The following is a 21,804-nucleotide window of genomic DNA, read 5'->3' as shown; positions in this document are numbered from 1 at the left end:
GTCGCTTGGAGAAAAACGGGTTTCCCGGAGTGGTGGACGAGGCAGATTCGCGATAGGCGTCGCTGCAGGTTATCGTACGACTCCACCTGCCGGAGACCGCCATGCCTGCCGTCGCCAAGATCCCGACCCTCGCGCTGCGGCTGCGCGGCGAGCGCAGCGACTTCCACCTACGCGAGAAATTCGCCGGTCAGGCCGAGCCGGCGCCGCATCGGCACAGCTATTTCCAGATTCAGGTCAATCTCGGGGCCGCGACCACCCAGCGTATCGGCGAGGCGGAGCGGGTGCTGCCACGCCAGGGGCTGGCCTTCGTCCTGCCGCACCGTGTCCATCACATCGCCCCGGCGCCGGGAGAACGGGCACTACTGATCAATTTCGAGCAGAGTTTCCTGCTGCCGCATCTGGACTGTTCGCCGATGGAGCTGGAAGAGGTATCGCTGGCGCAGGCGCCGGAACTGGCGCCGTTCCGCTTCCAGCAGCACCTGGATTTCGCCCTCGGCAACGCCGACTGGGCGGCCCTGCAGCGGCTGATCGGCGACATGCGGCGGGTGGCCGAGGATGACCGCTTCGGCAGCCGCGAGTATCTCCGGGGATGCCTGCTGCAATTGATAGCCTGCGTCTGCCAGGCCTACGCGGAGCCGCTGCAGGCGATGGCGGCGTCCAACGTCACCCGGCGCAGCCGGCGCGATGCGCTGTCGCGCATGAGCCGCTACGTGCGCGAGCATCTGGCCGATCCGCGTTTGGACCTCAAGGCGGTGGCCGCAGCCACCTGCCTGTCGCCGAGCTACCTCACCCACTGGCTGCGCAAGGAAACCGGGCAGAGCTTCAGCGAGCTGGTGCTGCAGCGGCGCATGCAGCGGGCGCGCAGCCTGCTGCTGGAGACGCCGTTGCCGATGGCGGAAGTGGCGCGCCAGTGCGGCTATGCCGATGAAGCCTACTTCTCCCGACGCTTCCGTCAGTTGCATGGCGTGCCGCCGAGTCGTTTTCGCCGTGACGCAGGGCAGGGCGGGGCACGTTGAACTGCATTCTGGTTATAAAAACCTAATCAAAAGTTACTTCAGCCGAATATACCGGTGATGCACAATGGCCGCCCCAAACGCACAGACAGGGAGTGATCCATGCTGAAGAAACTGCTGCTGGCCAGCGCATTTGCCTCCGCCCTCGGTGGCGCCGGGCTTGCCAGCGCCCAGGAATCGCCGACGATCCTCAACGCGTCCTATGACATCGCCCGCGAACTGTTCGGCAAGATCAACCCGCTGTTCGTCGAGCACTGGAAGGAAAAGACCGGCCAGAACCTGCAGATCGACCAATCCTTCGCCGGCACCTCGCGCCAGGCCCAGGACATCATCCAGGGCAAGAAGGTGGATACCGTGACCTTCAACCAGGTCACCGACATCGAGATCCTCGCCAAGCGCGGTCTGGTGCGCAAGGACTGGGCGAGCCAGTTCCCCAACAACAGCTCGCCGTACTACAGCACCATCGCCTTCCTGGTGCGCAAGGGCAACCCGAAGAACATCCACACCTGGGACGACCTGGTGCGCGATGACGTGAAGGTCGTCTTCCCCAACCCGAAAACCTCCGGTAACGCGCGCTACAGCTACCTGGGCGCCTGGCTCTACGCCAACCAGAAGTTCAATGGCGACGAAGCCAAGACCCGCGAGTTCGTCTCCAAGCTGCTGCACAATGTCGAGAGCTTCCCCACCGGTGGCCGTGGCGCGACCCTGGCCTTCGACCAGAACGGGCAGGGCGATGCGCTGCTGACCTTCGAGTCCGAGGTGGTGAACATCGCCAACAGCGACGAGTTCAAGGCCGGTGGCTACGAGATCGTGGTGCCGCCGGTGAGCGTGCTCGCCGAGTTCCCGGTCGCGGTGGTCGACAAGGTAGTGGATGCCAAGGGCACCCGCGACGTCGCCGAGGAATTCCTGCGCTTCGAATACAGCCCGGAAATCCAGAAGCTGCTGACCACCTTCAACTACCGCGTGCACGACGCCGAGGCGGTGAAGGCCAGTGCAGACCGCTTCCCGCAGATCGAGCTGATCAACCCCACCGACGTGCTCGGCAGTTGGGACGATATCCAGCAGACCCACTTCGCCAGTGGCGGCGTGCTCGACGAACTGCTCGCGCAGTAAACGTCCGGGATATGAAAGCCGCCTTTGCAGGCGGCTTTCAGCCGTGCAGAATGGCCGACTTTGTTTTGTGACAAGCGCCCGCCCGTGAGTAGTAGAAACGCCTCCTGGTTCTTCCGCCAGTCCGCCACCTTGCCGGGCTTCGGCCTCAGTTTCGGGGTCAGCAGCCTGTACCTGGCGCTGGTGATCCTCTTCCCGATTTCCGCCTTGCTGCTGTACGTCAGCGACATGTCCTGGGCCCAGTACTGGCGCGCCATCAGCGACAAGCGGGTGATCGCCAGCTACTGGGTGACGGTCAGCGGTGCCTTCTACGCGACCCTTGCGGCGACCCTGATCGGCCTGTTGCTGGCCTGGATCATCAGCCGCTACGAGTTTCCCGGACGACGCCTGGTGGACGCGCTGGTCGACCTGCCGTTCGCCTTGCCTACCTCGGTGGCCGGCCTGACCCTCGCCGCGCTGCTGTCTCCCGGCGGCTGGATTGGTCAATGGCTGGCGGCGGCCGGCCTCAAGGTCGCCTATGCCTATCCGGGGATCGTCATCGCCATGACCTTCACCAGCCTGCCGTTCGTGGTTCGCACCGTGCAGCCGGTGCTGCAGGACCTCGGCCACGAGTACGAGGAGGCGGCGCGCACCCTGGGCGCCAGTCGCTGGCAGACCTTCTGGCACGTGATCCTGCCTACCCTGGTGCCGGCGCTGGTCACCGGCGCTTCGCAGTCGTTCATCCGCAGCCTCGGCGAGTTCGGCGCGGTGATCATGATCGCCGGCAACATGCCGTTCAAGACCGAGGTCACCTCGCTGATGATCTTCGTGCGTTTGCAGGAATTCGACTATCCGGCCGCCGCGGCCATCGCTTCGGTGATCCTGCTCTGTTCCCTGACGCTGCTGTTCCTGCTGCAACTGCTGCAGGGTCGTCTGCTGGCCTGGAAGCGCAAATGAAGAGTCAGATGAAACGCCCCGATTCCTGGCAGCAGTGGCTGCTGATCGTTCTCGGCCTGGCGGCGGTGGGGCTGATCCTGATCGTGCCGCTGGCGCTGATCTTCAGCCAGGCGCTGTCCGGCGGCTGGGGCCTGCTGGTGGAGAACCTGTCCCAGGACTACATGCAGCATGCGATCTTCCTGACCCTGTTCGTCGCGGTGCTCACGGTGCCGATCAACCTGGCCTTCGGCATCTGCCTGGCTTGGTGCGTGACGCGCTACGACTTCCGCGGGCGCAAGCTGCTGACCACACTGGTGGACATTCCCTACGCGGTGTCGCCGGTGGTCGCCGGCCTCTGCTACCTGGTGATGTACGGGGTGGAGAGCCTGATCGGCGGTTGGTTCTATGCGCGCGACATCCAGCTGATGTTCGCCTGGCCGGGGATCGTCATGGTCACCATCTTCGTCACCGCGCCCTACGTGGCGCGCATCCTGATTCCCGTGATGCAGGCGCAGGGTGCCGACGAGGAAACCGCCGCCCTGTGCCTGGGCGCCAATGGCTGGCAGATCTTCCGCCGCATCAGCCTGCCGAAGATGAAGTGGGCGCTGCTCTACGGTGTGGTGGTGAGCAACGCGCGGGCGGTGGGTGAGTTCGGCGCGGTCTCGGTGGTCTCCGGCACCATCATGAACCAGACGCTGACGCTACCTTTGCTGGTGGATCAGCTGAACAACGACTACAAGACCGCGGCGGCCTTCACCGCCGCTGCACTGCTGGCCTGCATGGCGTTGCTGACGCTACTGCTGAAGACCTTCATGGAGTGGCGCCAGCGCAACCTGCTGCGTCGTGCGGCAGCCTGAGGCCGCCGCACGGGGTAGCGCTTAGGCCGCCAGCGCCTTGTCGATCGCCTCGACCAGGCGCGGGTCGTCGGCGGTGACGTCCGGTGCGAAGCGCGCCAGCACCTGACCGTCACGGCCGATCAGGAACTTCTCGAAATTCCACAGCACTTCCGGCGGATTCGACGGCTCGATGCCGAAGCCCTTCAGGCGCTCGCGCATCGGACCTTCGTTGATCGCGTCCGGCTGCGCGGCGGTCAGCGCGTCGTACAGCGGGTGACGGGTCTCGCCAAGTACGCTGATCTTGGAGAACAGCGGGAAGTGCACGTCGTAGTTCAGCGAGCAGAATTCGCTGATCTCGGCATCGCTGCCCGGCTCCTGGCCCTTGAAATCGTTGGCGGGGAAGCCGAGCACTTCCAGCCCCTGGGCGTGCTTGGCCTGGTAGAGCGCTTCCAGACCGGTGTACTGGGGGGTTAGTCCGCATTTGGAGGCCACATTGACCACCAGCAGGACCTTGCCTGCGTAATCGCCGAGGCTGGCGGACTGTCCATCGATGCGGTTGACGGGGATGTCGTAGAGCGCGCTCATGGGGATTCCTTAATGATGCAATCGGCCGGACGGCCCAGTGCCGCCCGCTCGCTAAAGACTAGCCGGCTGGCGGCGGCAGAGAAAGACCTAGCGCGATACTCGGATGCATCGCCGAGCACGTCACAGGCTCAATTCGATACCGACTGCTCCAGGCTCAGGATACGATCACGCCCCTGTTCGGCGAGCAGGTAGCGTCCCGCTCCCACCTGCAGCAGCGTCTGTGGCGCGCGCAGGTGGTTCAGTACCGTGTGCAGCACGCCGTTGCCATCCAGGCGCAGTACCCGGGCCATGTGCGTGGCGTCCTCGGTGACCCACAGACCGTCGCCGTTGCAGAGCAGGAAGCCGGGCTGATTGAGCCCGGAAATGAGTCGCGGGTTGCCGTGCTCGGTGTCGAGCTTGCGGACCTCGCCCAGTTGCTTCTGCAGGTACACCAGTGAGCCATCGGGGCAGACCGCGACGCTCTCGGCCTGATCCAGCCCCTCGAGCAACACGCGGGTCTCGTGACTTTGTGCGTCGTAGCGCAGCAGTCTGCCGTTGCCCTTGCGGTCTTCGATCGCATACAGGTACTGCCCCTGTGAGGCGAGTCCTTCCACGGCGAAACCCTCGAAAAGCACCTCGCGTCGATCGCCGTGCCACCAGATCACCGGTTGCTCGCCTTCTTCCTGGCTGTAGGCCACGCCGTCGAGGAAGTCAACCATGCCATCGGGTTTCGACAGGCCCTCAGCGAGGCTGTCCAGCGTGCCATCGGCCTCGCGCCGCAACAGTCGGCCACGTCCGTCAGGCATTTCCTCGGTGAGCCAGAGGCGGCCGTCAGGGCCGTCGGCCAGCGCGCTGACCATTTTCAGGTTTCCCGCCACTTCGCTGTAGTGCCAACCGCTTTGAGCGAATACCGGCGCGAAGTGGCGCCAGGCCGGTATGCCGGCGCCGAGGACTACGATGGCCAGTGTCAGGCCGGTGAAGAAGCGAAGCGGACGGCGCATTCGGAAGGGCTCCGGAAGGATTGACGGCCGGCAGGCTAGAGCGCCTTTCCTGAAGCTTTCGTGATGCGTTTGTGAAGGAATCGTCAATGGCTCAAGTGGCTGGTTTCATTGACATTTTCTTAACAATTGGCTCACCGGAAACTCACCATTCCCCCCCTAGTCTGCGCGCCGATATCCACGAGGTCCGGACAGGGGGATACATGTCCATCAGCCGCTATCGAATCGCTCCGCACTGGCTCGCGCCGCTCGCTGCCGCAGTCCTTGTGCTGTTCTACAACCAGCCGCTCTGGCAACGCCTGCAGCAGATCCTGCCGGACACGGGCGAGTCCTTCTTGCGGCTCGGTTTCGGGGCCATGCTCTGGGCGGCATTCTGCCTGGTCCTGTTGCTGTTCTCCGCCAGACCGCTGCTCAAACCGGTGCTGATGGTGCTGTTCTTCGGCAGTGCGCTGACGCTGTATTTCATGGGGCAGTACGGGGTGATGTTCGATCGCGAGATGCTGCGCAACGTCGCCCAGACCGACCTGCACGAAGTGCTCGACCTGCTCTCCTGGAAACTGGCCGGCTACCTGCTGCTGTTCGGCGCGTTGCCGAGCTGGTTGCTCTATCGGTTGCCGTTGGCGCCGAGCCGCAGCCTCTGGCGCGACCTGCTGGGGCGTGTGGCGGTCGCGGCCGTGGCGCTGGGGGTGCTGCTGGGCGTGGCGCTGGTGCAGTACCAGGGCATGGCCTCACTGCTGCGTAACCACCATGAACTGCGCCTGCTGGCGGTACCGAGCAACTACCTTTCCGCACTCTATGGCTATGTCCGCGAGAGTCTCGCCAGCGGCAGCCAGCCCTGGCAAACGGTGGGCGAGGACGCACACCTGGATGCGGCCTGGAAACAGCACCAGCGCCGCTCGCTGACGGTGCTGGTGGTGGGGGAGAGCGCCCGGGCGGACCACTTCGGCGTGCTCGGCTACGAGCGTGACACGACGCCCGAACTCGCTCGCCAGGACGGTCTGCTGGGCTTTGCCCAGGTCACCTCCTGTGGCACCGAGACGGCGGTCTCCGTGCCCTGCATGTTCTCCCGGATGACCCGCAAGGACTACGACGCCGGCCGCGCCGAACACCAGGATGGTCTGCTCGACATCCTCCAGCGTGCCGGGCTCAAGGTCAGCTGGATCGACAACCAGTCCGGGTGCAAGGGTACCTGCGACCGGGTCGAGCACGTCAGCGTGCGCGACGCCAATGATCCGGAGTTCTGTGGCGATGGCGAGTGCCGCGACGGCATCCTGGTGGCCAACCTGCAGCGCTACCTGCAAAACCTGCAGGGTGACGCCGTACTGGTGTTGCACCAGATGGGCAGCCACGGTCCGGACTATTTCAAGCGCTATCCCTCGCAATTCCAACGTTTCCAGCCGATCTGCGTGAGCAATGCATTGAACGACTGCTCGCGGCAAAGCATCGTCAATACCTACGACAACATCATCGGTTACACCGACCATGTCCTCGCGGGCGTGATCGATGTGCTGCGCTCCCGGCAGGACGATCTCGATACGGCGTTCATCTACCTGTCCGACCACGGCGAGTCGCTGGGTGAGTACAACCTCTACCTGCACGGCACGCCCTATGCGCTGGCGCCGCCGCAACAGACTCACGTACCGATGCTCATGTGGTTCTCACCAGGCTACCAGCGCGACTTTTCACTCGACGAGAGCTGCCTGCGCAGCAACCTGGGGCAGAGCTACAGCCAGGACAACCTGTTCCATTCCATGCTCGGGCTGCTGCAGGTGGACACCCAGGAATACCACCGCGACCTGGATCTCTTCGCCGCCTGCCGGCGCCCCGTCAACGTCATCGCCAAAAGGAGTTGAACATGTCCACGCAAGCCTCGCGCCCCATGCCTTTCGCCTGGTGGTTGGGTATCCCGATTCTGCTGGCTCTGGCCCTGCTGCTGGGTGATCCGACGCACCTGGACTTTCGCATCGAGCGGCTTTTCTATCAGCCGGGCCAGGGCTTCATCGGCAAGCAGTACGGCTACCTGTTCGAGACCCTGCTGCACGATCGGGTCAAGCAGGCGGTGATCGCTTTCGCGTTCCTCTCGCTCGCAGGCTGGCTGCTCACGTTTGTGTTGCCTCGGATACGGCCGCTGCGCCGGGCGCTGGGCTATCTGGTACTGGCCTTTGCGCTCTGCACGAGCATCGTGATGCCGCTGAAAGTGCTGACCGGCGTGCATTGTCCCTGGAGCCTGGAAGCCTTCGGTGGCAACGAAATCTACACGCCGCTGCTGTCCAGCCGGGCGCCCACCGACAAGCCGGGGCTCTGCTGGCCTGGCGGCCATGCCTCCGCGGGGTTCTCGCTGATCGCCTTGTTCTTCGCCTTACGCGATCGCAAGCCGCGTCTGGCCATCGTCGCCCTCGGCGCCGCCCTGGCACTGGGCAGTGTGCTGTCGTTGGGACGCATGATGCAGGGGGCGCACTTTCTCTCGCACAACGTCTGGACCGCGCTATTCGACTGGACGATCTGCCTGCTGTTGTACCGGCTGATGCTGTTCCGGCGCGCTCCGGCGCCGCTGCCCGAGGCCTTCGTGGCCCGTCCTTGAAGCGCCGGCGTGGCGGAAATCGATACGCTTTCTTTACGCCCCGGCCACGCTAGCCCCATCGCGCCTTTACGCGCCTGAGTCGGAGAATTTCACGGCAACGCGGCCTTCGCCGCATTCAGGAGCCGTGACATGAATTCATCCGACCAGGCCTTCCAGGGCCTGCCCGTGCGATCGCGGGAGGCCCGATGAGCAGCCAGACGCTGGGCTTGCTACTGGCCTTCGCCATACTCGTATTGCTGCCTGCGCCGTTGCTCGGTCGCTACCTGTACCGCGTGATGGAGGGTGAACGCACCTGGCTGACGCCGCTGCTGCGCCCGCTGGAGCGCGTGTGCTACCGACTGATCGGCGTCGATGCCAACCTCGGGCAGGACTGGAAGGCTTACAGCCTCGCGCTGCTGGCGTTCAGCCTGGCGAGTTTCCTGCTGCTCTTCGTTTTGCTCTCGCTGCAGGGCCTGCTGCCTCTGAACCCTGAAGGATTCGCCGGCCTGGAACCCAGCCTGGCGCTGAACACCGCGGTGAGCTTCCTGACCAATACCAACTGGCAGGCCTACAGCGGTGAGGCGCAGATGAGCTACCTAAGCCAGATGGCCGGGCTGACGGTGCAGAACTTCCTCAGCCCTGCGGTCGGAGTGGCGATTCTTGCGGCCTTTGCTCGCGGTATCGCCGGCACCGCGGACGGGCGCCTGGGCAACTTCTGGGTCGACCTGACCCGCGTGACGCTCTATGGCCTGCTGCCGCTGAGCCTGGTGTTCGCGCTGTTCCTCGTCTGGCAGGGCGTTCCGCAGAGCTTCGCCGATTATCTGCAGGTGCATACTCTGGCCGGCGCCGAACAGAGCATTCCGCTGGGGCCTGCGGCCAGCCAGATCGCCATCAAGCAGCTGGGCACCAATGGTGGCGGGTTCTTCGGGGTCAACTCCGCGCATCCGTTCGAGAACCCCACGGCGCTGAGCAATCTGTTCGAGGTGGCGGCCATTTTGCTGATTCCCGCCGCATTGGTCTTCACCTTCGGATACTACGTGCGCGACCTGCGCCAGAGCCGGGCGATCCTCGCCTGCATGCTGCTGTTGTTCTGCATCGGCCTGGGCGTGACGCTATGGGCCGAAGCCCAGCCCAACCCGGCACTGGCGGGCTTGCCCATCGAGCAGGCCGGTTCGCTGGAGGGCAAGGAGACACGCTTTGGCGTCGCCGCCTCGGCGCTCTGGGCGGTAGCCACCAGCGCCGCCTCGAATGGCTCGGTGAACGCGATGCACGACAGTTTCAGCGCCCTGGGCGGCCTGGTGCCACTGTTCAACATCCAGCTGGGCGAGATCATTTTCGGCGGGGTTGGCGTGGGCCTGACCGGCATGCTGCTGTTCGTGCTGATCGCGGTCTTCCTCGCCGGCCTGATGATCGGCCGCACGCCCGCGTACCTGGGCAAGAAGCTCGAGGCCCGCGAGGTGCGTTTGCTGGTCGCGACGCTGCTGGTGATGCCGGTGGGCGTGCTGGCGTTCTGCGCCCTGGCGCTGAGCCTGGATGGCCCGGCGAGCGCCATCAGCAACCCGGGGCCGCACGGCTTCAGCCAGTTGCTCTACGCCTACAGCTCGGCGACCGGCAACAACGGCTCGGCCTTCGCCGGCTTCGGCGCGGCTACGCCTTACCACAACCTGATGCTCGGGCTGGCCATGCTGCTCGGACGCTTCGGTTACATCCTGCCGGTGCTGGCGATCGCCGGCGGCCTGGTGAACAAGCGACGGGCGCCACTGGAAAGCGAAGGCTTCCCGACCCATGGCCCGCTGTTCGTGGTGCTGCTGAGCCTGACCATTCTGTTGATCGGTGGCCTGACCTTCCTGCCGGCGCTGGCCCTGGGCCCGCTGGCCGAATATCTGGCGCCTTGAGGAACCTGCGATGAATGTTTCCACCGAGAACACCGCGATGACGGCGGCCACCGACTTCGCCAGCCTATGGCGCCCGGCCCTCAGACAAGCCTTCGTGAAACTGGCGCCGACGCACCTGAAGCGCTCCCCGGTGATGATGCTGGTGGCGCTGACCGCCGTACTGACGACGCTGCTGTGCCTGCTGCCGAGCGCGGCGGTGAGTACCGCGCTGGCCGTGCAGATCACCCTGTGGCTGTGGTTTACCGTGCTCTTCGCGAACTTTGCCGAGGCCCTCGCCGAAGGCCGTGGCAAGGCGCGCGCCGACAGCCTCAAGGCGGGCAGCGAGGGCCTGAGCGCGCGCCGTCAGGTGGGCGAAGGCTTCGAGCAGGTGCCTGCCGGCGAGTTGCGCAAGGGCGACGTGGTGCGTGTCGAGGCCGGTGAGTTGATCCCCGGCGACGGCGAGGTGATCGCCGGTGTCGCGGCGGTCAACGAGGCGGCGATCACCGGCGAGTCAGCCCCGGTGATCCGCGAGTCCGGCGGCGATCGCTCGGCGGTCACCGGCAACACGCGGATCGTCTCGGACTGGCTGCTGGTGCGCATCAGTGTCGATCCGGGGGAATCCACCCTGGATCGGATGATCGCCCTGGTGGAAGGCGCGCGGCGGCAGAAGACACCCAACGAGGTCGCCCTGGATACGCTGTTGCTGGGGCTGACGGCGATCTTCCTGATCGTGGTGGTTACCCTCGAACCCTTCGCACGCTACGCCGGTGGGCAGTTGCCGCTGGTCTATCTGGCGGCGCTGCTGGTGACGCTGGTGCCGACCACCATCGGCGGGCTGCTGTCGGCCATCGGCATCGCCGGCATGGACCGCCTGGTGCGCCTCAACGTCATCGCCAAATCCGGGCGCGCGGTGGAGGCGGCCGGCGACGTGCATACACTGCTGCTCGACAAGACCGGCACCATCACCTTCGGCAACCGGCGCTGCAGCGCACTGTTCAAGGCGCCGGGCGTCTCCACCACGGTGCTCGCCGAGGCAGCGCTGCTGGCCTCGCTGGCGGACGATACGCCCGAGGGCAAGTCCATCGTCGAGTACCTGCACAACCTGCACCCGATGAAGGCGCCCGGCCGGGACGAGATCGAGGCCATCACGTTTTCCGCGGAAACCCGCCTTTCCGGTGCGGACTGGAAGGGCGTGTCTTATCGCAAAGGGGCCGTGGATGCGCTGCTCGCCTACCTGGGCTTGCGCCGCAACGAACTCCCCGAGCCGCTGGCGCGCGAGGTGGACGCCATCGCCCAGAGCGGCGGCACGCCGCTGCTGGTCGCCGGCGAGGGCCGCCTGCTGGGGGCGATCCATCTCAAGGACGTGGTCAAGCCGGGCATCCGCGAGCGCTTCGCCGAGCTGCGGCGGATGGGCATCCGCACGGTGATGGTCACCGGGGATAACCCGCTGACCGCGGCGGCCATCGCGGCGGAGGCGGGCGTCGATGACGTGATCGCCGAAGCCACGCCGGAGAAGAAGCTGCAGCGCATCCGCGCCGAGCAGAACGATGGCAAGCTGGTGGCGATGTGCGGCGATGGCGCCAACGACGCGCCGGCGCTGGCCCAGGCCGACGTCGGCCTGGCGATGAACGACGGCACCCAGGCCGCCCGCGAGGCGGCCAATCTGGTCGACCTGGATTCCGACCCGACCAAGCTGCTCGACGTCGTGCAGGTGGGCAAGGAACTGCTGGTGACCCGCGGCGCACTGACTACCTTTTCGGTCGCCAACGACGTGGCCAAGTACTTCGCCATCCTCCCGGCGCTGTTCGCCAGTCTCTATCCGCAGCTCGCTGCGCTGGATGTGATGCGCCTGGGCAGCCCGCAAAGCGCGATTCTCTCGGCGATCGTGTTCAACGCGCTGATCATCGTCGCGCTGATCCCGCTGGCCTTGCGCGGTGTGCGCGTGCAGGCCGCCAACGCCGCCACGCTGCTCCGCCGCAACCTGTTGATCTACGGCGTGGGCGGGCTGCTGGCGCCCTTCGTCGGGATCAAACTGATCGACCTGCTGCTCAACGGCCTGGGTCTGGTCTGACCCTCGCCGACAAGGAGAACCCCATGTTCAAGCAGATCCGTATCGCTGTCGGCTTTCTCATGCTGATGACCCTGCTCACGGGCATTGCCTATCCGCTGCTGGTCACTGCCGTCGCCCAGGCGGCATTCCCCGCGCAGGCCAACGGCAGCCTGCTGCGTGACGCCCAGGGCGAGGTGCGTGGCAGCGCCTTGCTGGCGCAACCGTTCGACAGCGCCGAGTGGTTCCAGCCGCGTCCGTCCGCGGGCGGCTACGCCACCGTCGCCAGCGCGGCGAGCAACCTGTCGCCGAGCAACCCAGCCTTGCGCGAGCGTGTCGCGGCGAGTGTCCAACGGCTGACGGGGGAGGGCGCCACCCCGGTGCCGCTGGAGTTGGTCACCACTTCCGGCAGCGGACTCGATCCGCATCTGTCGCCTGCCGCGGCGCGCTGGCAGATCCCGCGTATCGCCCGTGCGCGGGGCATCCCCGCAGCCGAGCTGGAGCGCTTGATCGCCGCACACAGCGAGCGCTCGCTGTTCGGCCCCACGGTGGTCAACGTACTGGCGCTGAACCTGGCCCTGACGGACAATCGCGGCCTCGCACCGATCCCGAGAACGCCATGAGCGATGCCGTACGCGCCGATGCCCTGCTGGCGGAGTTGCCCCCGAGCGGGCGAGGCCGCCTGAAGGTATTTCTCGGCGCGGCGCCCGGCGTGGGCAAGACCTACGCCATGCTGCAGGCGGCCCACGCGCAGCGACGGCAGGGCGTGGCGCTGCGCGTGGGAGTGGTGGAAACCCACGGCCGCGCGGAAACCGCGGCGCTGCTCGCCGGCTTGCCGCAGCAAGCGCCGCTGCGCCGCGACTACCGTGGCCTGCCGCTGGCGGAACTGGATCTCGATGGCCTGCTGGCCGATCCGCCGCGACTGGTGTTGGTCGACGAACTGGCACACAGCAACGTCCCTGGCGGGCGTCATGAAAAGCGTTGGCAGGACGTCCAGGAACTGCTCGCCGCCGGCATCGACGTCTACACCACGGTCAACGTGCAGCACCTGGAAAGTCTCAACGACCAGGTGCGCGACATCACCGGCGTGCAGGTCCGCGAGACGCTGCCGGACTGGGTGGTGCAGGAGGCCGACGAGATTCTGCTGATCGATCTGCCGCCCCGGGATCTGCTCGAGCGCCTGCGCGAAGGCAAGGTCTACGTGCCGGAGCAGGCGAGGGCGGCGATCGATGCGTTCTTCAGCCAGACCAACCTCACCGCCTTGCGCGAACTGGCGATGCACACCGCAGCGGCCCGGGTGGACGCGGATCTGGCCCGTCGCTACCGCCAGCAGGGCCAGCAGGCGCCGACCGTGCGCGGCCGGCTGCTGGTCGGCATCGACGGTGACGAGCAGGCCGAGCGTCTGGTACGCCAGGCCTGCCAGGTGGCGGAACGACGCCACTTACCCTGGTCGCTGGTGCACGTGGCCTCCGGTGCGCGGCGTGGCGAGGACCACCTGGCGCGCCTGCAGGCGGCGCAGATGCTGGGCGAGCGGCTGGGTGGCGAGGTCGTGGTACTGCACGGCGACAGGGTCGCCGCCAGCCTGTTGGAACACGCCCGCGAGCGTCGTGCCAGCGTGATTCTGGTGGGGCGCAGTGGTCCGCGCCTGTCGCGGCGGCTGGGGTTGCGGCGCGGCGTGGCGCAGCAATTGATCGACCGCGGTGCCGGGCTGGAAATCAGCGTGCTGGATGCCGGGCCTCGGCGGTTGCCGAGCAGTGCCGGCAGGCCCGCGCCGACGCCCTGGCGCGACTACCTGCTGGCCTTCGGCGCGAGCCTGGGAGCCACGGCCGTGGCGTCCTTGCTGGCGCGCTTCGTGGAGCTGCCGAACATCTCGCTGGTGTTCCTCGCCGCCGTCCTGCTGGTCGCCGTGCGCAGCGCCCTGGCGCCGGCGCTGGCTTGCGCGGGGTTGTCCTTCGTAGCCTATAACCTGCTGTTCATCGAACCGCTGCTGTCGCTGAAGATCGAGCGCAAGCAAGACGTGCTGACGCTGCTGTTCTTCCTGCTCATGGCCGGCCTCACCGGCAACCTGGCCGCCCGCCAGCGGCGTCAGTTCCAGGCGCTAAGACAGAGCCAGGTGGAAACCACCGCGCTGCTGGAGCTGTCCCGCAAGCTGGCGGCGGCCACCGACCGGCGTGCGGTGATGGCAGCCGCCGAACAGCAGTTCGCGACCTGGCCGGAGCTGGAAATCATCGCGTTGGCGCAGCCGGGCGGAGAGGCGTTGATCGGTGGGCTACACACGCTGTCCGAGCAGGAGAGGGCGGCGGCGCAGTGGGCCTGGCAACACCTCCAGCCGGCGGGTAACGGCACCGGGACCTTGCCCAGCGGCCGCTGGTGGTGGTTGCCCTTGTGCAGCGAGTCGGCGCCTTTGGCGTTACTCGGCGTGACCGCTCGCGAGGGGCAGGCGCTGACACCGCAGCAACGCCGCTTGATCGGCTCGCTCGGCCAACAACTGGCCCAGGCGCTGGCGCGCGCGCAACTGGCCGAGGACCTGGAGGCGGCGCGTCTGCACGGGCAGACCGAGGAGCTGCGCAGTGCGTTGCTGGCATCGGTGTCCCATGACCTGCGCACCCCGTTGACCGGTATGCGCGGCTCGATCGACAGCCTGCTGACGTTGGGGGATGCGATCAGCGCGGAAGATCGTCGCGAGTTGCTCGAAGGTACTCGCAACGAGGCCGAACGCCTGGATCGCTACATCCAGAACCTGTTGGACATGACTCGCCTGGGCCATGGCGGGCTGGCCCTGACCCGTGACTGGGTGGCGCCGACGGACATTCTCTCCAGCGCCCTGCAGCGCTTGCAGCATGTCCTCGCACCGCTGTCGCTGGAGCTCAAGGTGCAGCCGGGATTGCCGTTGCTGCACGTGCATGCCGCGCTCATCGAGCAGGCGCTGGTCAACGTGCTGGAAAACGCCGCGCGCTTCTCGCCGGAGGGCGGCCGACTGGAGGTCAGTCTGGAAAGCGATGCCGAGGAGTTGCGCATCAGTGTGGCCGATCAGGGGCCGGGGATTCCCGCCGATGAGCGAGCGCGCATCTTCGACATGTTCTACACCGCGGCGCGTGGCGACCGCGGAGGGCAGGGGACCGGGCTTGGCTTGGCGATCTGCCAGGGTATGATCGGCGCCCACGGCGGCCATGTGAGCGTTGCCGACGGGCCTGGGGGAACCGGCACCTGCCTGACTCTGCACCTGCCCTTGCAAGCCCAGCCCGAAGGGGACGACGACACATGAACCCCGCTGCCATCCTGGTGATCGACGACGAACCGCAGATCCGCAAGTTCCTCCGCATCAGCCTCGAGGCCCAGGGATACCGCGTGCTGGAGGCCAGTACCGGACTGGAGGGTCTGGCCCAGGCGGCATTGGCGCGGCCTGACCTGGTGGTTCTCGACCTTGGCCTGCCGGACCGGGACGGCAGGCAAGTACTGCAGGAGCTGCGGGCAAGCAGCCAGGTCCCGGTTCTGGTGCTGTCGGTACGCGCCAGCGAAGCCGAGAAGGTGCTGCTGCTCGATGGCGGCGCCAATGACTACGTGACCAAGCCGTTCGCCCTGCAGGAATTTCTCGCGCGGGTGCGTGTGCTGCTGCGCGACAACCGCGGTGCGAGCGAGTTGAGTGCCTTGCAGATCGGTGAATTGCGCATCGACTTCAACTACCGTCGGGTGACGCTCGCGGGCGAGACCGTCGCGCTGACGCGCAAGGAATACGCGGTGCTCGGCCTGTTGGCGCAACATCCAGGGCGGGTCGTGACCCAGCAGATGCTGCTGCGCGAGGTCTGGGGGCCGAGCCACCTGGAAAGCACGCACTATCTGCGTGTGGTGATCGGCCATCTGCGGCAGAAGCTCGGCGACGATCCGATGGCACCGCGCTTCATCGTCACCGAGGCCGGCGTCGGCTACCGCTTGCTCGAAGCCTGAGGCAGGGCCACGCAGGGACATCCCTTTGTCAGGTAGGCAGGGCATGAACGTCGGCCATCGCGCCGAGCGTGCCTGCCAGTTGGAAGCGGGCGAGGGGAGTGAAGCTGCACGATCGGCTCGGATTCCAGTCTCCAACTGGACGTTACTGCAACGGCAGCCCTCGATGTGGGTCAAAAACTGGCACTACCGACAGTGGATCAGGAGTCTGCGATGAACTGGATGCTCTATGGTGCGAACGGTTATACGGGTGAACTGATCGCCCGCGAAGCGGTTCGTCGCGGCTTGCAACCGATCCTCGCCGGCCGTAACCGCACGCGCATCGAGGCCTTGGCGAAGGAATTGGGCCTGCAGGCCAGGGTGTTCGACCTCGACGACTCCCCAAGCGTGGATCGTCAGTTGGCAGGGCAAACGCTGGTACTCAATTGCGCCGGGCCATTCTCGGCCACCGCCGTACCGATGATGGAGGCCTGCCTGAGGGCCCAGGCGCATTACCTGGACATCACCGGCGAAATCAGCGTTTTCGAACACGCCCAGTCGCTGGCCGAGCGCGCCCGCCAGGCCGGTGTGGTGCTCTGTCCTGGCGTGGGCTTCGACGTGATCCCCACCGACTGCGTGGCCCTGGCACTGAAACAGGCCTTGCCGGATGCGACCCACCTGGCGCTGGGCTTCGATTCCCGCTCGGGGTTTTCGCCAGGCACCGCCAAGACCTCCGTCGAGGGGCTGGCCCAGGGCGGCAAGGTCCGCCGCGACGGCCGCATCGTCAGCGTGCCGCTGGCGTACAAGGTGCGGCGCATCGACTTTGGCGACGGCGAAAAGAGCGCCATGACGATTCCCTGGGGCGATGTCTCCACGGCGTACCACACCACGGGGATTCCCAATGTCGAAGTCTTCATTCCGGGCTCACCGGGAATGATCGCCAACGCCAAGCGCGCGAACTACATCCGGCCGCTGTTGGGGCTGGGCTTCGTACAACGGCTGTTGAAGGCCCGAATCGAAAAAACCGTCAAAGGCCCCAGTGAAGAGAAACGCGCGTCCATGCCGACCTTCGTCTGGGGCGAAGCGAGAAACGCCCAGGGCGATACCCGGACCGCACGCATCCGTACCGCCAACGGCTACAGCCTGACGATCACCGGCGCGCTGAGCGTCGTCGAATATCTGTTGGCCAATGAAGTGCCAGGAGATGCGTACACGCCAGCTCGGTTGTTGGGAGCGGACTTGGTGACGCGTTTGCCAGACTCGGGTGGGCTGGAAATCTCCTGAGGCGTTGAGGTTGGCTGAAGCTGGGGAAGCGTTGGCACTGGCGCATCCTTTATTTCCCATAATGTATATTATGTTAAATAAAGGATTTACCCCAAAGACCGGACCTGCCCCGGCATGCGTTCCTCTCTTCAGGTGTACTTGGTAAAGATGCCCCGTACGCGCCTGAGCGTTGCGTCAGCATCCTGTTCTTCGTGAAAAGCTTCTTCGAGCAGGCACGCGAGCATTTCCTGGTACGCCTTGTCGAGTGCCTTGCGGGCGGCGCTGAACTGCACGGCGATGGTTTCGCATTCTTCGCCTCGGCGAATCATCGCCTGCAGTCCGCGAACCTGTCCTTCGACGCGGGCCAGGCGATTGAGCATGGCTTCCTGGGGCGTGAGATCTTTCTTTCTACTCATTCGGGCTTATCTGAAACTACGCGATATTTCGGCGAGGTTAGCCTCGAACGCGATGCGCGACCAGCCCTTCGGCCGCGCACCACAGCGTGTCTCAGGACAGTTTGCACGTATCGATGCCGATCAGGCGGTAGCCCAGGCAGCGCCCGGCGAGTCCCGTCGCCAGTGGCAGTACGCCGATCCAGCCCCAGGCGCCGATGCTGCCCGAAAGGGTCAGTCCGATCAGCAGTACGCCGATGATGACCCGCAGCATGCGGTCGATTTTCCCCACGTTCGCTTTCATTTCGCGTCTCTCCTTGCTAATGCGTACCGGCCTTCCAGTACGCTGAAAATACCCATGCCTGCCAGCATCGAGGCGCCGAATGCCCACACCGGCCATTGCAGGCTGGGCAGCAACAGAAACGCCGGTCCCGGGCACAGTCCGAACAGTCCCCAGCCTACGCCGAAGGCAATGCTGCCCAGGATCAGGCGGCGATCCAGCCGGCGTGTGCCCGGCAACTGGATCTCAACGCCCAGCAGTGAGCGCGGGTGATGGCCCGCCCAGCGCATGGGCAGGGCCGCACTCGCAACCGCAGCCAGCATCACCAACGCCAGTGACGGGTCCCAGGCGCCGAACAGATCGAGGAATGCCAGAACCTTCGCCGGGTTGGCCATGCCCGCAAGCAGCAGGCCGGCGCCAAATAGCGCGCCTGCGAGGAAGGCGCTAAGGCGTCGCATGGGATATACCCCCCAGCAGATGGCGACTCAGGTAGACCGTCAGGATGCCGCTGGCCATGAACCCGGCAACCGCTACCAGCGAGCGCGGTGACAGCCGCGCCAGACCGCAAACCCCGTGGCCGCTAGTACAGCCGGACGCGGCGCGGCTACCGAGGCCGACCAGCAGTCCCGCGACTATCAATAGGCCCGGCGAACCAAGCGACGATACCTCTGGCCAGTAGCCCAGCAGCCCCCCGCACACGGAAGCGCATAGCATGCCGAGCAGGAACATGAGGTTTTCGTCACGCCCCCTGCCCGCCTTCATCGTTCCTGCCAGCAGCCCGCTGATGCCCGCGATGCGCCCATTGGCCATCACGAAGAGCCCCGCGCCCAGCCCCAGCAGCACGCCACCCGCAATCGCGGAGAGTGGCGTGAAAGCACTCCAGTCAACGCTCATTCCACCCCTCCCAAGACGTCTGCGACCTTGCGTCGCTTCTTCAGTCGTCGCCGGTCTATATACCCTTGGGGGTATTAAAGCAGTGCGGTGAGGAGACCTCAAGTGCCTGTTCGTCCGACAGCGCCACGTCTGGCCCGTGATCTGGTCGCCGTACTGCTGGTGAAGACCGCGCTCCTGCTGCTGATCAAGGCGGCATGGTTCGCGGGGCCGAGCATTTCCTCCGAGGCGCGCGAGCGAACCTCCGCACACTTGCTCGGTATCGCCACCCTGGAATCGAAATCCTTGGCTGCAAAGGAGTAGCTCCAGATGATCTCGGAAGACGTCGTCGATCTTTCACGCCTGCAATTCGCCCTCACGGCGATGTATCACTTTCTCTTCGTGCCGCTGACCCTGGGATTGTCTTTCCTGTTGGCGATCATGGAATCGGTCTATGTGATGACCGGCAGGCAGGTCTACCAGGACATGGTGAAGTTCTGGGGCAAGTTGTTCGGCATCAACTTCGCTCTGGGTGTCACCACCGGGCTGACCATGGAATTCCAGTTCGGCACCAACTGGGCGTATTACAGCCACTATGTGGGGGATATCTTCGGCGCGCCTTTGGCCATCGAGGGGTTGATGGCGTTCTTCCTGGAGTCGACTTTTCTCGGTCTGTTCTTCTTCGGCTGGGAGCGTCTGAGCCGGCGACAGCATCTCCTGGTCACCTGGCTGGTGGCGCTGGGCTCGAACCTGTCGGCGTTGTGGATCCTCATCGCCAACGGCTGGATGCAGAACCCCATCGGGGCCGAGTTCAATTACGACACCCTGCGCATGGAGCTCAGCGATTTCGGCGCGTTGCTGTTCAACCCGGTCGCGCAGGTCAAGTTCGTGCATACCGTGGCGGCGGGCTACGTCACCGCCGCCGTGTTCGTCCTGGCGATTTCCAGCAGCTACCTCTTGAAGGGTCGGGATACGGGCTTCGCCCAGCGCTCGTTCGCCATCGCCGCCGCGTTCGGCCTGGCCTCCGTGCTTTCGGTGATCGTGCTCGGTGACGAGTCCGGTTACGAGATCGGCGACGTGCAGAAAACCAAACTGGCCGCCATCGAGGCCGAGTGGGAGACCCATCCGGCACCGGCGGGATTCACCCTCTTCGGCCTGCCCGACCAGGCCCACCAGCGCACGGACTACGCGGTGAAGATTCCCTATGTGCTGGGTCTCATCGCGACTCGATCCGTGGATGAGCCGGTCGTGGGTATCAAGGACCTGCTGATCGAGCACGAGGCGCGTATCCGCAACGGCATGACGGCCTATGCCCTGCTGCAGCAACTGCGCGGAGGCGATGCGTCGGAGCAGACGCGCCAGCAATTCGATCAGGTGAAGGGCGATCTCGGGTACGGCCTGCTGCTGAAGAAGTACAGCCCCAATGTGGTCGACGCCAGCGAAGCGCAGATCAGACTCGCTACCCTGGACACCCTGCCCCACGTCGCCAGTCTGTTCTGGAGCTTCCGCGTGATGGTCGCGGCGGGGTTCGCCATGCTGGCGCTGTTCGCCTGTGCATTCTGGGCATCGACGAAAGGCGCCGTGCAGCACAGGCGCTGGCTACTGCGTTGGGCGCTGTGGAGCCTGCCGTTGCCGTGGATAGCCGCGCAGACGGGATGGTACGTCGCCGAGCATGGCCGCCAGCCCTGGTCGATCGGCGAGGTGCTGCCGACCTATCTTTCCGCCTCCAGCCTCTCCAGCACTGATGTCTGGGGCTCCCTTGCCGCGCTGGTGTCCTTCTATAGCCTGCTGCTGGTCGTCGAGCTGTACCTGATGATCCGCTTCGCCCGCCTGGGGCCTTCCAGCTTGCATCTGGGGCGCTATCACTTCGAAACACGGCAGCCGGTACACGCCTGAGGAAAACGCCATGTTCGACTACGAAACGCTGAAACTCATCTGGTGGGTGTTGATCGGCGTACTGCTGATCGGCTTCGCGGTTACCGACGGCTTCGATCTCGGTGCCGCGACACTGTTGCCCTTCGTCGGCCGCGACGACAGCGAGCGCCGGGTGGTGATCAACACCCTGGCGCCTCATTGGGATGGCAACCAGGTCTGGTTGATCACCGCCGGTGGCGCGCTGTTCGCCGCCTGGCCGCTGGTCTATGCGGCCTCCTTCTCCGGCTTCTACTGGGCGATGTTGCTGGTGCTGTTCGCACTGTTCCTGCGCCCGGTGGGCTTCGACTACCGTAGCAAGCTGCAGAACCCGCGCTGGCGCCAGGGCTGGGACTGGGGGTTGTTCATCGGCGGACTGGTGCCGGCGCTGGTCTTCGGGGTGGCCTTCGGCAACCTGCTGCTGGGCGTGCCGTTCGTCTTCGACGATACCTTGCGGGTCAGCTACCACGGCAGCTTCTGGCAGTTGCTGAATCCCTTCGGGCTGCTCGCCGGGGTGGTCAGCCTGAGCATGCTCATGCTGCATGGCGCCACCTGGCTCGGAATGCGTACCGCTGGCCCGGTGGCGGCGCGCAGCCGAAGCGCGGCGAAGCTGTGCGCCCTGCTCTACCTGGTCGCATTCATCGCCGCCGGGGTCTGGCTGCTGTTCGGGGATATCCAGGGCATGCGCCTGGCCTCGGCCATCGACACGGGCGCTGCCCTCAATCCCCTGGGCAAGCAGGTCGTGCTGGACAACCCGGGCTGGCTGGCCGGTTATCGCGCGCAACCCTTGAGCATGCTCGCACCTGCGTTGGGGGTGGCAGGCGCGCTGCTGGCATTCTCCTGCGTGTCCGTCGGGCGCAGCGGACTGGCCTTCTTCGGTTCGGCGCTGGTGATCGTCGGCACGCTCTGTACAGCGGGATTCGCGCTGTTCCCCTTCGTCATGCCGTCGAGCATCGACCCCGGCTCCAGCCTCACCGTATGGGACGCGGTGTCCAGCCAGAAAACCCTGGGCATCATGTTCGTCGTGGCCTGCCTGTTCGTGCCACTGATCCTCGCCTACACGCTATGGAGCTACGCGAAGATGTGGGGACGCCTGGACCGCGCGCAGATCGAGCGCAACGAACACAGCTTTTACTAGGAGGAAAACGCCATGTGGTACTTCGCCTGGATTCTCGGCGTACTGCTCGCCTGCAGTTTCGCCATCGTCAACGTGATGTGGCTGGAGAGCCGCCGGTGCCTGGACGACTGAT

Annotated in this window: 22 protein-coding genes; 16 read left to right on the top strand and 6 right to left on the bottom strand. The window is 65.6% G+C overall.

What is annotated here, in order from left to right:
- Positions 1-101 precede the first annotated feature (101 nt).
- The 4 genes from ACYRGX_RS14505 to cysW all read left to right on the top strand — a co-directional run bounded on the left by ACYRGX_RS14505 (position 102) and on the right by cysW (position 3,895).
- Positions 102-1,016: a helix-turn-helix transcriptional regulator gene (locus ACYRGX_RS14505; protein WP_473053174.1), complete on the top strand. Its 915-nt coding sequence runs from the start codon at positions 102-104 to the stop codon at positions 1,014-1,016.
- Between the two features lie 99 nt (positions 1,017-1,115).
- Positions 1,116-2,126 (top strand): thiosulfate ABC transporter substrate-binding protein CysP, encoded by a 1,011-nt coding sequence (gene cysP / locus ACYRGX_RS14500; protein WP_473053173.1) that lies wholly within the window; start codon positions 1,116-1,118, stop codon positions 2,124-2,126.
- An 84-nt stretch (positions 2,127-2,210) separates the two neighbouring features.
- A complete protein-coding gene (gene cysT / locus ACYRGX_RS14495) occupies positions 2,211-3,059 on the top strand; it encodes a sulfate ABC transporter permease subunit CysT (protein ID WP_473053172.1) in 849 nt (282 codons plus the stop codon).
- A gap of 8 nt (positions 3,060-3,067) precedes the next feature.
- Positions 3,068-3,895 (top strand): sulfate ABC transporter permease subunit CysW, encoded by an 828-nt coding sequence (gene cysW / locus ACYRGX_RS14490; protein WP_473053171.1) that lies wholly within the window; start codon positions 3,068-3,070, stop codon positions 3,893-3,895.
- 21 nt (positions 3,896-3,916) lie between these two features.
- Here cysW and ACYRGX_RS14485 read toward each other — a convergent pair whose 3' ends face one another.
- Positions 3,917-4,459: a glutathione peroxidase gene (locus ACYRGX_RS14485; RefSeq protein WP_473053170.1), complete on the bottom strand. Its 543-nt coding sequence runs from the start codon at positions 4,457-4,459 to the stop codon at positions 3,917-3,919.
- Positions 4,460-4,587: 128 nt separating this feature from the next.
- A complete protein-coding gene (locus ACYRGX_RS14480; protein WP_473053169.1) occupies positions 4,588-5,439 on the bottom strand; it encodes an NHL repeat-containing protein in 852 nt (283 codons plus the stop codon).
- A 200-nt stretch (positions 5,440-5,639) separates the two neighbouring features.
- Here ACYRGX_RS14480 and ACYRGX_RS14475 point away from each other — a divergent pair, with 200 nt between their 5' ends.
- From ACYRGX_RS14475 to ACYRGX_RS14440, 8 genes are all read left to right on the top strand, one after another.
- Complete coding sequence (locus ACYRGX_RS14475) at positions 5,640-7,289, top strand: phosphoethanolamine transferase (RefSeq protein WP_473053168.1); 1,650 nt, start codon at positions 5,640-5,642, stop codon at positions 7,287-7,289.
- Positions 7,290-7,291: 2 nt separating this feature from the next.
- A complete protein-coding gene (locus tag ACYRGX_RS14470) occupies positions 7,292-8,017 on the top strand; it encodes a phosphatase PAP2 family protein (protein ID WP_473053167.1) in 726 nt (241 codons plus the stop codon).
- Between the two features lie 185 nt (positions 8,018-8,202).
- Positions 8,203-9,891, top strand: coding sequence for a potassium-transporting ATPase subunit KdpA (gene kdpA, locus ACYRGX_RS14465; protein WP_473053166.1), 1,689 nt, complete (start codon positions 8,203-8,205; stop codon positions 9,889-9,891).
- 10 nt (positions 9,892-9,901) lie between these two features.
- Complete coding sequence (kdpB, locus tag ACYRGX_RS14460) at positions 9,902-11,941, top strand: potassium-transporting ATPase subunit KdpB (protein ID WP_473053165.1); 2,040 nt, start codon at positions 9,902-9,904, stop codon at positions 11,939-11,941.
- Between the two features lie 23 nt (positions 11,942-11,964).
- A complete protein-coding gene (gene kdpC, locus ACYRGX_RS14455; protein WP_473053164.1) occupies positions 11,965-12,540 on the top strand; it encodes a potassium-transporting ATPase subunit KdpC in 576 nt (191 codons plus the stop codon).
- Positions 12,537-15,182, top strand: a complete 2,646-nt coding sequence (locus ACYRGX_RS14450) for an ATP-binding protein (RefSeq protein ID WP_473053163.1) — start codon at positions 12,537-12,539, stop codon at positions 15,180-15,182. The genes kdpC and ACYRGX_RS14450 overlap by 4 nt, the downstream gene beginning before the upstream one ends.
- Complete coding sequence (locus ACYRGX_RS14445) at positions 15,179-15,862, top strand: response regulator (RefSeq protein ID WP_473053162.1); 684 nt, start codon at positions 15,179-15,181, stop codon at positions 15,860-15,862. Before ACYRGX_RS14450 ends, ACYRGX_RS14445 begins: the two co-directional genes overlap by 4 nt.
- Positions 15,863-16,072: 210 nt before the next feature.
- Positions 16,073-17,122 (top strand): saccharopine dehydrogenase family protein, encoded by a 1,050-nt coding sequence (locus ACYRGX_RS14440; protein WP_473053161.1) that lies wholly within the window; start codon positions 16,073-16,075, stop codon positions 17,120-17,122.
- A gap of 128 nt (positions 17,123-17,250) precedes the next feature.
- Here the strand turns inward: ACYRGX_RS14440 and ACYRGX_RS14435 are convergent, their stop codons facing one another.
- The 4 genes from ACYRGX_RS14435 to ACYRGX_RS14420 all read right to left on the bottom strand — a co-directional run bounded on the left by ACYRGX_RS14435 (position 17,251) and on the right by ACYRGX_RS14420 (position 18,667).
- Positions 17,251-17,517 (bottom strand): metal-sensing transcriptional repressor, encoded by a 267-nt coding sequence (locus ACYRGX_RS14435; protein WP_473053160.1) that lies wholly within the window; start codon positions 17,515-17,517, stop codon positions 17,251-17,253.
- A gap of 91 nt (positions 17,518-17,608) precedes the next feature.
- Complete coding sequence (locus tag ACYRGX_RS14430) at positions 17,609-17,797, bottom strand: YgaP family membrane protein (RefSeq protein WP_473053159.1); 189 nt, start codon at positions 17,795-17,797, stop codon at positions 17,609-17,611.
- Positions 17,794-18,231 carry a DUF6691 family protein gene (locus ACYRGX_RS14425; RefSeq protein ID WP_473053158.1) on the bottom strand — a complete coding sequence of 146 codons (438 nt, stop codon included), beginning with the start codon at positions 18,229-18,231 and terminating at the stop codon, positions 17,794-17,796. Before ACYRGX_RS14425 ends, ACYRGX_RS14430 begins: the two co-directional genes overlap by 4 nt.
- Entirely contained in the window at positions 18,218-18,667 is a 450-nt protein-coding gene (locus ACYRGX_RS14420) for a YeeE/YedE family protein (protein ID WP_473053157.1), read from the bottom strand. The genes ACYRGX_RS14425 and ACYRGX_RS14420 overlap by 14 nt, the downstream gene beginning before the upstream one ends.
- A 102-nt stretch (positions 18,668-18,769) precedes the next feature.
- Here ACYRGX_RS14420 and cydP point away from each other — a divergent pair, with 102 nt between their 5' ends.
- Genes cydP through cydX form a run of 4 tightly spaced genes read left to right on the top strand, consistent with a single transcriptional unit; the run spans position 18,770 to position 21,803 of the window.
- A complete protein-coding gene (gene cydP, locus ACYRGX_RS14415; protein WP_473053156.1) occupies positions 18,770-18,967 on the top strand; it encodes a cytochrome oxidase putative small subunit CydP in 198 nt (65 codons plus the stop codon).
- Positions 18,968-18,973: 6 nt separating this feature from the next.
- The gene (locus tag ACYRGX_RS14410; RefSeq protein WP_473053155.1) at positions 18,974-20,539 is read left to right on the top strand and encodes a cytochrome ubiquinol oxidase subunit I; all 1,566 of its coding nucleotides are present in this window, start codon (positions 18,974-18,976) and stop codon (positions 20,537-20,539) included.
- Between the two features lie 10 nt (positions 20,540-20,549).
- Positions 20,550-21,692, top strand: coding sequence for a cytochrome d ubiquinol oxidase subunit II (cydB, locus tag ACYRGX_RS14405; RefSeq protein WP_473053154.1), 1,143 nt, complete (start codon positions 20,550-20,552; stop codon positions 21,690-21,692).
- Positions 21,693-21,704: 12 nt separating this feature from the next.
- Positions 21,705-21,803 carry a cytochrome bd-I oxidase subunit CydX gene (gene cydX, locus ACYRGX_RS14400; RefSeq protein ID WP_473053153.1) on the top strand — a complete coding sequence of 33 codons (99 nt, stop codon included), beginning with the start codon at positions 21,705-21,707 and terminating at the stop codon, positions 21,801-21,803.
- Position 21,804: the final 1 nt, after the last annotated feature.

This window comes from Pseudomonas sp. R4-15 (genome assembly GCF_055768815.1).
Note: the sequence above shows the minus strand (reverse complement) of the source record. Positions and strands in the feature narration are given on the sequence as shown.